This is a genomic window from Paenibacillus rigui, from assembly GCF_002234615.1.
Lineage (GTDB): Bacteria > Bacillota > Bacilli > Paenibacillales > NBRC-103111 > Paenibacillus_S > Paenibacillus_S rigui.
Genome location: NZ_NMQW01000012.1, coordinates 38,978 through 52,304, shown reverse-complemented (window position 1 = coordinate 52,304; position 13,327 = coordinate 38,978). Strand labels below are relative to the sequence as shown.

The 13,327-nt window shown below is 49.2% G+C and carries 11 protein-coding genes; 9 read left to right on the top strand and 2 right to left on the bottom strand.

All coding sequences use genetic code 11. The annotated features are described in order from the left end of the window. Positions 1–7 precede the first annotated feature (7 nt). The 3 genes from CF651_RS07805 to cysC are packed head-to-tail and all read left to right on the top strand — an operon-like array spanning position 8 to position 2,777. On the top strand, positions 8–1,384 hold the full coding sequence (locus CF651_RS07805; RefSeq protein ID WP_094014294.1) for an STM4012 family radical SAM protein: 1,377 nt from the start codon (positions 8–10) through the stop codon (positions 1,382–1,384). Further along, entirely contained in the window at positions 1,381–2,238 is an 858-nt protein-coding gene (locus CF651_RS07800) for an STM4011 family radical SAM protein (RefSeq protein ID WP_094014293.1), read from the top strand. The genes CF651_RS07805 and CF651_RS07800 overlap by 4 nt, the downstream gene beginning before the upstream one ends. Positions 2,239–2,255: 17 nt before the next feature. Beyond that, entirely contained in the window at positions 2,256–2,777 is a 522-nt protein-coding gene (cysC, locus tag CF651_RS07795; protein WP_094014292.1) for an adenylyl-sulfate kinase, read from the top strand. 28 nt (positions 2,778–2,805) lie between these two features. On the opposite strand, the gene CF651_RS32205 is transcribed toward cysC, so the two are convergent. Further along, a complete protein-coding gene (locus CF651_RS32205) occupies positions 2,806–2,961 on the bottom strand; it encodes a hypothetical protein (RefSeq protein WP_218827840.1) in 156 nt (51 codons plus the stop codon). Positions 2,962–2,990: 29 nt separating this feature from the next. After that, positions 2,991–4,196: an ATP-binding protein gene (locus CF651_RS07790; RefSeq protein ID WP_094014291.1), complete on the bottom strand. Its 1,206-nt coding sequence runs from the start codon at positions 4,194–4,196 to the stop codon at positions 2,991–2,993. A 320-nt stretch (positions 4,197–4,516) separates the two neighbouring features. Between CF651_RS07790 and CF651_RS07785 the strand changes: the two genes are divergently transcribed. The 6 genes from CF651_RS07785 to CF651_RS07760 all read left to right on the top strand — a co-directional run bounded on the left by CF651_RS07785 (position 4,517) and on the right by CF651_RS07760 (position 13,260). After that, complete coding sequence (locus tag CF651_RS07785; protein ID WP_094014477.1) at positions 4,517–5,443, top strand: carbohydrate ABC transporter permease; 927 nt, start codon at positions 4,517–4,519, stop codon at positions 5,441–5,443. Then, positions 5,444–6,277 carry a carbohydrate ABC transporter permease gene (locus CF651_RS07780; protein WP_094014290.1) on the top strand — a complete coding sequence of 278 codons (834 nt, stop codon included), beginning with the start codon at positions 5,444–5,446 and terminating at the stop codon, positions 6,275–6,277. It abuts the gene before it with no gap. A 198-nt stretch (positions 6,278–6,475) separates the two neighbouring features. Next, complete coding sequence (locus tag CF651_RS07775) at positions 6,476–7,846, top strand: ABC transporter substrate-binding protein (RefSeq protein WP_094014289.1); 1,371 nt, start codon at positions 6,476–6,478, stop codon at positions 7,844–7,846. Between the two features lie 57 nt (positions 7,847–7,903). Then, on the top strand, positions 7,904–9,694 hold the full coding sequence (locus CF651_RS07770; protein WP_179232727.1) for a cache domain-containing sensor histidine kinase: 1,791 nt from the start codon (positions 7,904–7,906) through the stop codon (positions 9,692–9,694). A gap of 14 nt (positions 9,695–9,708) precedes the next feature. Continuing rightward, positions 9,709–11,307 carry a response regulator gene (locus tag CF651_RS07765; protein WP_094014287.1) on the top strand — a complete coding sequence of 533 codons (1,599 nt, stop codon included), beginning with the start codon at positions 9,709–9,711 and terminating at the stop codon, positions 11,305–11,307. A gap of 219 nt (positions 11,308–11,526) precedes the next feature. Then, positions 11,527–13,260, top strand: a complete 1,734-nt coding sequence (locus CF651_RS07760; RefSeq protein WP_094014286.1) for an extracellular solute-binding protein — start codon at positions 11,527–11,529, stop codon at positions 13,258–13,260. Positions 13,261–13,327: the final 67 nt, after the last annotated feature.

Below are 13,327 nucleotides of genomic sequence, written 5' to 3'. Positions count from 1 at the left end.
GATCATGATGAGCCCTAAGGTCTACCCAAATGACTTGGATATCATCCGGAATCCGGAGGCTCTGCGCAGCTGGAAGGATAACCTAATATCATTGCCTTACCGGTCTTATCTGTACTCTTATCCGCATAAAACGTCCTATCGGCAATTGGAGAGAAAGCTGCCGCTATCCGAGCTGTGGAGCGGGGAATTGGCGGATACGTTCTTTTTATATATGCATATCCCGTTTTGCGGGGCTCGCTGCGGTTTTTGCAATTTATTCACCTTGCCCGACAAGAGAGCCGATGTTCATGCCGAATATGTGGATGCGTTGGAAAGGCAGGCTGTACAGTGGGCCCCGTTCATTCAGAACAAGCCGGTGGCCCGGTTTGCAATCGGCGGCGGAACGCCGACTTTGCTCGAGCCTGTCCAGCTTGACCGGTTGTTTCATATCGCTCAACATGTGATCGGCATGGACCCGGATCAAGCTTCCATCTCCGTGGAGACCTCTCCCGAGACGGTGACCTCCGAACGGCTAGCCATTTTAAAAAGCAGGCAGGTGGACCGGGTCAGCATGGGGATTCAAAGCTTCATAGCGTCGGAAGCGGAAGCCATTTATCGTCCGCAAAAGCCGCAGGAGGTCGAAAGAGCGCTGGAGCAGCTTAAACGGTACCCCTTTCCGATCCTGAATCTGGATTTGATTTATGGCCTCCCCGGTCAAACCCTTGCTTCATGGTTGTATTCACTGGATAAGGCGCTGTCTTACGAGCCGGAGGAAATGTTTATATATCCGCTGTACACGCGCGAGCACACAATTGTAAAGCCGGAGCACATCAGACAGAGCGGCGAGGATCAGAGGCTCACGTTCTACAGCGCTGCTCGGGAACGTTTGCTGGCACGCGGATATACCCAGTACTCTATGCGCCGATTTGCGAAGGCGGAAGCGGGCTCCGGGAAATCATTGCTTCCTTATGGCTGTCAGGAGGAAGGGATGATAGGACTCGGCTGCGGCGCGCGATCGTATACAAGGTCAGTTCATTATTCCTCGCGCTATAGCGTAGGGCGTTCAGCCACAGCAAGCATCATTGCCGATTACGTGGCCGCAGCCGACTACACCCATGCAGAGTACGGCATTGTGTTGAGCATGGATGACCAGCAGCGGCGCTTTATCCTTAAAGCGTTACTTCATACGGAAGGCTTGGCACTCCATAGTTATGTGGAGCGGTTCACAACGCCGGCTCTCGCCGATTATCCCGAGTTGAATCTGCTTGTTCAAACCGAGCTTGCTGTTATTGAGCATGAGGTGCTGCGGCTGACGGAAGAAGGGTTTATGTACTCCGACGCCATTGGGGATTGGTTCATCTCCCCGGATATTCGGGCTCGCATGGAAAGCTGTGTGCTGTCATGAAAGCAGCGATCTATTTTCGGGGCAGCTTAAGCTCCTGCAATTACGACTGTCCTTATTGTCCTTTTAGCAAAAATACGGATAGCCAAGAGACGTTGGCTAAGGATCGGCTGCAGGTAGAGACATTTGTCGACTGGGTAAGGAATCAGGAGCACAGCGGACATCAGCTGTCCGTGTTTTTTAACCCTTATGGGGAAGGGCTTACGCATCGTTGGTATAGAGAGGCCTTGGTGAAGCTGTCTCATATGCCGCACGTGGATAAAGTCGCTATCCAAACGAACTTGTCCGCTAAGCTGGAGTGGACGTCCGACTTGAATCCGGCAACAGCTGCATTCTGGGTAACGTATCACCCTGGTCAGACGGAGGAAGCGCGCTTTGTACAGCAGTGCGGCAAGCTCTATGAACAAAAAATCCCGTTCAGTGTAGGCTGTGTCGGTGTCAAGAGTGCATTCAGCTCCATTAAGTTCATGAGGAAGGCATTACCTGAGGATGTCTATATGTGGGTGAACGCCTTCAAGGATAAATCGGATTACTACTCTGCCGAGGATGTCACGTTTTTGACCCGTGTGGACCCGTTGTTTGGGTTGAATGCCAAGGATTACGACAGTATGGGCAAGCCGTGCCGCGCCGGGGAAAAGGTGTTTTACGTCCAAGGAGACGGGCGTGTAAAGCGCTGCTATAAGGATCGTCAGGTGATCGGAAATCTGTATAAAGACGGGCTGGAAGGCATCGCTAAAAAACGTCCGTGCCGTATGAAGCAATGCGATTGTTATATCGGCTACATCCATATGGAAGGACAACCGTTCGATCCTATTTACGGAGACCGGGCACTCGAACGGATCGCCGTGATAACATAAAAGGAGGGAACAGCGCCTTGGTCGGGACGGCAATTTGGTTAACCGGACTTCCAAGCTCCGGCAAAACGACAACGGCACTCGCTCTAACGGCGGCGCTTCAGGACAGAGGCGTTAAGGTCGAATGCTTGGACGGCGATGAGCTTAGACGCGAAGTCGGACGCGAGCTCGGGTTCAGCAAAGAAGACCGGCTGGAAAATATTCGCCGTGCCGTCTATATTAGCAAGCTGCTGAACCGCAATGGCGTGACGACGATCCTCTCTATGATTGCGCCTTATTTGGAAATGCGGGACTATGCACGAGCACAGCTGGAATCGTACGTCGAAGTGTATGTGCATTGTCCATTGGAGGAGTGTGTGCGCCGAGACGTGAAAGGCTTGTATGCCCAAGCGAGACAAGGCGGCATTGCCGCATTTACCGGCATTGGCGATGTGTATGAACCGCCGAAGCATCCGGACATCACGATACATACGCATACGAACAGTGTGGAGTCGAACGTGCGTCAGATTTTGGACTGTTTGTCAGCTCAAGAGGCAGTATAAAAGCTTGTGCCAGTCTATGGCACAAGCTTTATTTTGTCTCACGCCATTGCCGGAGCCGACCCATACTTTGCGGCTTTGTTTCATCGCTTTTTTTGATCATCGACTGTACGCTTTCCCCGCTGTTTTCATCCACAAGCACACTGCCGATGCCTGTCGTACCGATGTCGAGTCCGATCAAGTGCATCCTCATGTTTTCCTTCAGCATTTCTGAGATTAAAGGACATTCAACAATTGCTTCCGATCGTTGGAGCCGAGAGCCATGTGAATGAGATGGACGACCATCTTTTTCTGTTCCCGGTTCAGATCGATGAATACCTTCGGCGCCGCTTGATACATCTCGCGAATCACGCTTTCGAGCTCTTCCTTTTTGAGCCGATCCTCCGGTATTTCCAAAAAGGGCGGGAACGCATCGGCTTCAGCCAAATCCTGAATAACGACATCGGTATAAGCCTTTAGATACGGCTTCCTTTTTTGCTTAATCAATGCACTTACTTCATCGAGCAGGAACAAATACGCGTCGCTTCGCTTGTTTTCACCGAAACCGAACTCCAGCTGTTCGCTGTCCGGCTCCGTGTCAAAATCAAAATGGTCAAAATACGAGCTCTGAATATACACGCTGTGATAAAAGGAGTCACTTTTATTATTAAAGGTGGTTGGCTGCTTATGCTTCTCGGTTAGCGTAGAATCGAGGAAGTAGATTTTGGAATGCTCATGATGGATGCGGTCATTCCACTGAATATATTTTAAATGAAATACCGTTTGGGTTGGCTTATGTAGAAATTCAAGCCGTTCCTTTTCCCTAATCAGGCTGGAATAATCGAGCGGGCTTCCGTCCACTGTTAGATCGAAGCCCTTGTCCGAATTCAATTCAAGGAACCACCCGAATTCCCTGCATAAATAAGCTATGAACTCTGCATAATCAAATTCTTTTATGATGTTGTGAAAGGTTACGGTTGTCCCTGTGCCTTGAACGTCATTCGCCGGAACAGCCTCTGTCGCCTCATAAGTATCCATGCGGTCCGAACGAACATGAATCGTGTATGTCTTGTAGGAACTCGCATCCTCATACGTAGTTCTCCACAAAGCGTCGGAAGCGAAGCGGTGGAACGTTAAACGGCCGATACCGTTTTTTCCGTGCATAGCTGAGGTGATGCGAACACGTTTGCCTGGATCGAGCTGTTTCTCCGATTCGTAAAAAGGAGTAAATTTGCGCTCCAGCGCCTCGCGATCAATACCATATCCGTTATCTGCAATCGTGATTTGGTTGATTCCGCCTAAGGGGTTCCTTTGAAGCTGAACCTCTACAGCCGTCGCGTGCGCATCAAACCCGTTCCATATGTACTCGGAAACCGCTTGAAGATAATTAAACTTCCGAAGCGTCTTCTCAATTCCTTTTGAGGTGATTCGGATTCGGTTCAATAGAGTCCCCTCCTTTTAAGTGTGGAGCATGTTCTCTTATTTGCTAGTTTAATGGATTTACTTAGGATTTGTAAGCGGGTTATTTTGTCGAGAAAAGTTAAAAACCCCCAGGATGAGGGTTTTATCAATAATTCGAGCTGTCAATTACAGTACGGCAATACATCAATATAGCCAGATGCATGGAACCCATCCTATTTTTCTGTGATCAGATGATAATTTTAAACACTTTGATGCGATTATTACATTCAATTAAGCGCTTTCAACATATAAAATGAAACCACTACAATAGAGTGGAGGTATACACGATGGGGGCAAAAACCATGGAATTAGAATCCCCGAAGTTCCTAAGAGCAAAGCCTTCGAGAAAGAAACGCATTAAATGGATGCCCTACCTGTTTATCGCGCCATCCGTGCTGCTGATCGTTTCTTTCTTGTTCTACCCAATGCTAAATGTTTTCTACTACAGCTTGCAAAACTATAACCCCAGTAAGCCTTTCTACAACGGATTTGCCGGCTTTGATAATTTTGTGAACATTTTTACCGCTGATCCATTATTTTGGGAAAGTCTGCAAATATCTTTGAAATGGGTCATATTGGAGGTTGTCCTGCAGCTCCTGTTCGGATTGCTGATCGCTCTTATACTGAACCGCGCTTTCCGGTTTCGATCTCTGATTCGTACGGCCGCGATTATCCCGTGGGCCATATCCGGCGTTCTTACCGCCACCATGTGGTCCATGCTGTACAGCGAGCATAGCGGTCTGCTGAACGACATCCTGACGCGGCTTCATCTGATTCAATCACCGATTGCCTGGCTCGGGGATACGGAATGGGTCTTCTTTTCCATCGTCACGGCAGAGCTCTGGAGAGGGATTCCCTTCTTTACAATCACGATGCTGGCCGCGCTGCAAACCATTCCGCAGGAGCTGTATGAATCTTGCACAGTCGACGGCGGGGGCCGTTGGAAAGGGTTTCTCCATATTACCTTGCCATTTCTGAAAAACTCCATTATCTTGTCTACGCTGCTGCGGGCCGTATGGGAGTTCAATAATGTCGATATGATTTTTGCCATGACGGCCGGAGGCCCTGCCAATCATACGATGACGATGACCATGTACGTAGCCAATCAAGCTATCGTCGCGCAAAATTTCGGGTACGGCTCGGCGCTCACGGTTGTTGCCTTCTTAATCCTGATGCTCTTTGCTGTCGGATATTTGAAAATAAGCGGATTCGGAAAGGAGGACAAATAAATGCTCAAAAGAAGTTTGGATCGCGCAGCCACCTTGTATGTTCCGCTGCTGGTCGCCATGCTGTTTACGCTGCTGCCCTTTTATTGGACGATCATCACTTCACTGAAGCACGAAGTCGATATTACCAGACTGCCTATCCAATATTTGCCGAGTCCGTTCACTTTCGAGAATTATAAAATAGCCTGGGATACGGTCGGGTTCTCGATATTTTTTAAAAATAGCCTGTTCGTTTCGCTGTCTACGGTTGTTATTGTCCTTGTTCTTTCCGTGTTGACCGGCTATGCGTTGAGCCGTTTTCAATTTCGCGGGAAACGCGCATTCCTTCTCCTGCTGCTTTGCACGCAGTTCATACCTGGAGCGATGCTTTTGATTCCGCTTTTCATGATTTTCAAGACGTTTGGTATGATCAGTAATCCACTCAGTTTAATCATTACGTACAGTACGTTTCAGCTTCCGTTCAATTCCATTCTGATGAGCGGATTCGTTACGAACATACCGGAGCAGCTGGAGGAAGCGGCGATGGTGGACGGCTGCAGCCGGCTCAAAGCGGTATTCCTGGTGATTTTCCCCATTCTGCTGCCAGGCATCGTCGCCACCACCGTATTTACGTTCATCGGAGCGTGGAACGAGTTTCTATTCGGGCTGATGCTGATCAATAAACCGCAATTTTTCACGCTGCCCATCGGGCTGCGCTATATGCAAGGAGAATATAACATGGCTTACGGTGCATTGGCGGCCGGGAGCGTCATTTCGCTGCTGCCGGTAGTCGTCCTGTTCGCCTTCGTTCAAAAGTACATGGTGCAAGGCATGTCCGCAGGTGCAGTGAAAGGTTGAGAAAACCTTTATCGAGGCCTTTCACAGATGAGCGACCGCGTTAAGCGGTTGGTTTTATCGCCAATAAGAAATGCCGATCAGAAAGTTATGAGCTTTCACGTAGTGAAGCACTGAAACTTTCTGATGCGGAAGACAGAAGGATGTATTCCTGAATCAGGATTCATCATAAATATAAAACCAGAAAGCGGGGAAATTTGAATGAAATGGATGAAGCTTCTGGCAGTCGCATCGGGCATCACTCTGGTTCTGGCAGGCTGCGGATCGGGCGGAGGAAGCCAGGCCGGTCAGGGAACGTCGGGCGGAGACGCTGCGGCGAGCAAGCCGGCAAACGGCAGCGATGCTGCAAGTAAGGACGGCAAAGTAACAATTACGTTCTGGGACGACAACGCTGGTCCGAACCGCACCCCGTTCTATCAAGAAATGTTCAAAAAATTCGAACAGAAATACCCGAATATTCACGTGGAATATGTCGGCGTACCGCAGCAATCGTGGAAGCAAAAAATGGACGTCGCTATCGCTTCAAACGATGTGCCTGACGTGGCGGCCGTCGCCAACAACTTTGTGTCCGATTTTGCGGCTAAGGGTGCCTTGCTTCCTGTAGACTCCAATTTTGACAAGTGGGACGAGAAGGACAAAATGATTCCTTCGGTCATCAATTTCATCCGCTCGCTCAGCCCGGACAAGAAGCTGTACATGCTTCCTAACACGCTCTTTATGGACTTGTACTGGTACCGTACCGATAAGATCAAGGATGCAGGGCTGAATCCGCCGGGGACGTGGGACGACTTCTTCAAGGATGTAGACAAGCTCACGGATGCGAACAAAAACCAATTCGGTTACGGCTTGCGCGGAGGTACTGGCAGCATTGATCAGTTAACGAGGGCGATGTATGCCTACTCCGGCATTACCGAATATTTCGACAAGAATGGCAAAGCGACCGTGAATGATCCGAAAAATATCGAATTTGTCAAAAAATTCGCGGCTCTTTACAAGAAAAATACCGCTGCGAGCGATGTTGCCAACGGCTACAAGGAAATGGTCGCGGAATTTAACAGCGGTACGGCGGCGATTATTCAACACAATTTCGGCTCGTATAACGACAATCTGAAGGCTCTCGGGGATAAATTTGCCGGTGTCCTTCTGCCTAAATCGGCTATCACCGGCAAAGCGGTCATGGTGACGAACCCGAACGGATACAGCGTAATGAAGGGGACGAAGCACCCCGACGAAGCGTGGAAGCTCTTGAGTTTCCTAGCCTCAAGCGACATTCAGACCTATTGGAACCAAAACATCGGGCAGATGCCGACGAACCAGGATTCGATGAACAGCGACTACGCGAAGAATGCGAAGCATATTCAGGACGGCGCTAAGATTTTGGCGGATAAGGATACGGCCATCCTCAGCGTGCCCGTTTACTTGCCGGACTACGCCAGCATCGTATCGCAGCAATTGGAGCCGAATCTCCAGAAGGTGCTGACGGGCAACATGACGGTGGAGGATTTTGCGAACGGTTGGGCCAAGGCGATGGAGAAATCATACCAGGACTACAATAAAGCGCTTAAAAAATAAGAAGCGACACTCTTTTCCAGGCTGAGAATGTGGTACAATGTCGGTGGGGGGATCCGCATGAGAGGAACGCGCTCTATCCAATTTATTATCCTATGGAGACTCATTCCCGGATTGATCTTTTTCGTAGTCACCACCGGCATTGCCTCCTATATTCTGTCGGCCGATCAATTGAAGGCGAATGCCTATGCCAATATTTACGATACTGTATCCCAAACCAAAAATTATATGGACGACCGTCTCAATGTGTTGTTGTCGGCGGTCGTCGCCATGTCTAATAACAGTTTCAACAACAATTCGGATTTGGTGCAGTCGCTGCACCGGTCCGACAGCCCAACGTTTGTCCCCGGCCCTTATGATTATATTGCCTGGAGTCAGGCACTCAATCAATTTTATTCCTATGATATGGTCGATTCAGTCGTCCTATGGTACAACAATGGCGCCATTTCCGTAGCCAGGACGGATCACCTTTTTTCTATCCGGAATTTTCCCGCCGGACCTTATATGAGCCGGCCTGCAGGGTCGTCTGCTACTGTATTTTGGAGAAATCTTCATGAGCGGGACCTACCTTACAGTGGAGATGCTTCCACCCAGGTAGCAAGCCTATACGAATGGATCGGAAGCAACGGTTTGAATCCGGACGGCGTTTATATCGTCAACATTAAACCGGACTTTTTCAAAAAGATTCTCGACTCTCCAAGAATTAGTGAAAACGGTTACTTGATGCTGGTCAGTCCCGACGGCATTATGCGCTTTAAGCCGTTCAGCGGCAAATATGAGCTGGACGACGAGCAGCTGCAGAAGCAATTGCTCGGTACGCCAGACGATCATGGGAGATTGGATGTGCGCAGCAAGAGAGGCGCGAAGATGGACGTCATCTACGATACCGTCAGCACGAATCGCTGGAAGCTCGCCGCGGTATTTCCCGAAGAAGAAGTGCTTAGTAAAGTGAACAATATCAAATATTTAAGCCTGATGATCACGCTTGGCGCCGTTGTGTTCGCCATTTTATTTGCTGCTTTGCTGGCAAGGTATATTTCCAAGCCGATCCAGCATTTGACGAGACAGGTCAATCGAATTGAAGAAGGCCACCTGATCGTGACCGTAAAGAAATGGCCGCAGTATGAAATGACGGTGTTAAACAATGGATTAAAAGATATGGTCGAACGAATTCGGGCGCTGCTCCGTCAGGTTCAAGAAGAACAAGAGATGAAGCGGCAAATGGAGATTTCGCTCCTGCAGGCGCAAATTCAGCCGCACTTTTTATACAACACCTTGTTTTCCATCAAACAGCTATGCGATATGGGCGAAGCGAAGGAAGCCGGCAGTATGATTACCGCTCTCTCTACATTCTTCCGGATTTCGATCAGCAAAGGCCAGGAAGTCATTTCGATCGCTCAGGAACTGGAACAAGTCCAGACCTATTTGTTTATCCAAAAAATGAGATACGGAGACGTCTTTCATTACGAGATCGATGTTGACCCGTCCCTTCTGAACTATCCGATCGTCAAACTGACGCTGCAGCCCATAGTGGAAAATGCCATCTATCATGGGATTAAGAAGAGCGAGGCACAAGGCAGGATACACATTACCGGTTATGACGCAGGGGAAGACATTTACTTGTATGTGGAAGATAACGGTGTCGGGATGCATGCCGACAAGCTCGATGAGATCAAAGCCAGTTTGTGCGATATGGGGCAGGCCAGAGTCGGTTTTGGAATCGGCAACGTGCACAAGCGGCTGCAGATGCATTATGGAGACGACTGCGGTTTGTCTTATGAGAGTGAGTCGGGGCAGGGAACCGTTGTTGTGGTCAAAATCCGCAAGGCTTTGAAACAAGCGGCCGTGTGAAAGGAGTACACCTCATGTACAAGCTGATGATCGTCGACGACGACGTGATCATTCGTAGAGGGTTAACCCGAAATATCGATTGGGAAAGCCAGGGGATCAAGTTGTCGGGGAGCGCCGGGAACGGGAAGGAAGCCCTGCTGCTGGCGGAGAGTCTGAAGCCCGATCTTGTCGTTACCGACATTCGGATGCCGCACATGGACGGACTAGAGCTGACGGAACGGCTGATAGCAAAATTCCCGGAGCTGAAAGTAATTCTGATGACCAGCTACGAGGAGTTCGAATTTGCGAAAAAAGCGTTAAAGCTGAAAGTATTCGACTATATCTTGAAGCCTTTTGAGAATGATGCCCTTCTCGATACCGTGAACAGAGCAGCTGCCGAATACCGCCGCGAGAAGAGCGTCCGCAAGCAAATTATCGACAGCATGCCGCTGCTGCGGCAGCTGTTCTGGGAGCATCTGATTTCCGGGCGGTTCGAGGAGACGGAGCTGGCCACGGAATCCGAATTTCTCGGGATCCGGTTGCATGCTTCTCATTATGCCGCGAGCGTCATCAAAATCGACGACTACCGTTCCCCCAATATGTTGAACCGCTTCGGCCAGGAAATGCTGAAGTATTGCGTCGGTAACATTATTGAGGAAATGACCCGCCATCTGGACCCATGTTACATCATTCATTACGACGGGGGGGAAATCGTACTTGTATTTGGTTCGGATGATGAGCCTGTGCACATGGCGCACGAGCTCCATACCCTCATGGAGAAGCTCCGGGCCAACGTGGAAACTTTTTTGAAAACGACAATAACGGTAGGAATCGGTCCGGTTTACGAGCGGCCGCTTTCCCTCCAGCATTCTTATGCGGAAGCCAATGCAGCGCTCGAATACCGCCATATTACCGGAACGAATCAGGTGTTCATTGCGCAGGAGGTCCATTTGCAGCCGGAACCCGAAACCGTCAGCCCGCAGGGCTGGGAAAAGGATCTGCTCGTCAAAGTGAAGCTTGGGATGGAAGAGCCTGCCGTATCGATCATTGATCAGCTGGAGCAAGATGTGCTGAAGCGAAAACGGGTTCCTCTGCAGCAGGTGCATATTTTGGGGACCGAAATCGCGCTTCTTCTGTACCGGGAGTTCTGGGAGTGGATTCAGACTCCGCAAATGGAACAACGTTTCGGCGGTTTTACGCACTTTTGCGCCAATCTGCAAACGATGACGACGTCCAAGCAAATTTTTACAACCGTTCGGGATTTTACCGTCGAACTTATCTCCGAAATATGCGCGAGACGAGACAGTCACCAAAAACAATTGATGAGCAAAGCGTATCAATATGTGGAAACCCACTTCAGCCGGGAGGATCTCTCGCTGCAGGACGTGGCTAATTACGTGAACGTCAGCCCCGGTTATTTGAGCGCGATGTTCAAGAAGATCGGGAACACGACATTTTCCGAGTGCTTGCTGAAAACCCGGATGGAAAAGGCTTTGCAGCTCATGAGCAAGGACGACTGCAAAGCGTATGAGATCGCCTACCAAATCGGCTTCAGCAACCCTCAATATTTCAGCGTATGCTTTAAGAAATATACAGGGTTCTCTCCTTCAGAATACCGCTCGCGCAGGGCCTGAGCCACGTTTCGGGATACATACTTCATCTGTCGAATTTTGTATTCGGCCGGTGGAGTATTTTTTTATGGCAGGAAAAATGGATAGCGCTTTCATTGTGTCAACGATGGGTAAGCAAAGTAAAGAGATGTACATTGTTTGCCTGCTGGTACAAACCTATAATAAATGCATATACAGTCATCGTGCAGAGGCCTAAATAAATCCGATGAATGGGGGAAGGACATGGAAGCGAAGACACACAAATCAAAGACATTACTGGTATCCATCCTATCGATTGCTGCTTTATTAACGGCGTGCAGCGGGCAGAACGATTCAACAGATATCGGGAAAGGCAAGGGTTCTAAGGTTGAGTCGGGGAGTACAGCTGGTAATGAGGCGAAAGGAACAAATGATGATCCGTTAGGGAAATACGATCCGCCGATCGAGGTGTCTTTCATCCGGAATCTCAATGACGTTGTAGAAAACAACGTGCTGGGTGTGCTGAAGGGCGAAACGTTCGAAGATAACCGCTGGACCCGCTTATACAAAGACCAGCTGGGCATCAATATCAAAAATAAATGGGTCGTTAAAGGAAGCGATACTTCAGAGCAATATTTGCAGAAATTGAATGTAACGCTGGCTTCCGGCGATTTGCCTGATGTCATTGCCGTGAACGCGACTCAATTGAAGCAATTGGCCGACTCCGACCAGATTGAAGATATGACGGCTTTATATAAGAAATATGCTACTCCGTTAATCAAAGAGACTTTGCTGCAGGAGGGAACGAGTCCGTTCGACGCCGCTACCATTGACGGCAAACTGATGGCCATCCCACAGGTGGAATCCTCGATTGAGCGCGCCATGTTTATATGGATTCGGACGGATTGGCTGCAGAAGCTGGGATTGCAGCCTCCGAAGACGATGGATGATGTGCAAGCGATTTCAAAGGCTTTTGCAGAAAAAGATCCGGATGGCAACGGTAAAAAGGATACATACGGCCTTGGCTTGACCAAAATTTTGTGGGGAGGCGCCATGGGGCTGGAAGGGTTTATGGCCGGCTATAAAGCCTATCCGAATATGTGGGGGACAGACGCATCCGGTAAATTGGTTTTTGGCGGTATTCAGCCTGAAGTAAAGAAAGCGCTTCAAGCTCTGCAGAATATGTTTAAGAACGGAGAGCTGGATCAGGAATTCGGTATTAAAGACGGAGGCAAGGTTTCCGAGCAGATCACTGCCGGAAAGATTGGAATGGAATATGGTGAGCAGTGGAACTCCATCTGGCCGCTTCAGTTGAACCGGAACAATGATCCGAATGCGCAGTGGCGTGCATTTCCGATTGTTTCGGAAACCGGCGAGACGCCTAAAGTGCCTTTAAAGTTCAGTACGCTCAAGTTTTTTGCAGTGAAAAAAGGAGCTAAGCATCCTGAAGCGGTCATTAAAATGTTCAATCTCCATCTGGAGAAAAACTTTGGCAAGACCGCGGAGTTTGACAAATATTATGCTCCGCCTGAAGCCGAAAGTGTATGGCAGTTATCCCCAATGACGCCGTATCCGCTGAAGAAAAACGTGGAGGCGTTTAGAGCCATTGATGCAGCCCGTAAAGCGGGCGACTTCTCGACGCTGAAAGGGGAGCCCAAAACGATTCAAGAGAAATTGGATGCTTATAAATCAGGGTCCAAGGAAGGGTTTGCACTATGGGGCTGGGAACGAATTTACGGTCCGGAAGGCTCCGAGGGAATTGTTGACCAGTACGATAAAAATAACCAGTTCCTCATGGATAAGTTCGTTGGTGCGCCTACTCCTACCATGGTGGAACGCAAATCTACTCTGGAAAAGCTGCAGAATGAGACGTATACGAAAATCATTATGGGCGCTTCTGTGGATGAATTCGATAAGTTCGTGCAAGACTGGACTAAGCTTGGCGGAGAACAAATTACAAAAGAAGTAAATGACTGGTATGCCTCAAAGAAGAAGTAGCAACGGGCAGAGGTGGGATGAACCTTCCTTCCTCTGCTTATTTTATTTCACAGGACGGAGGATGGAT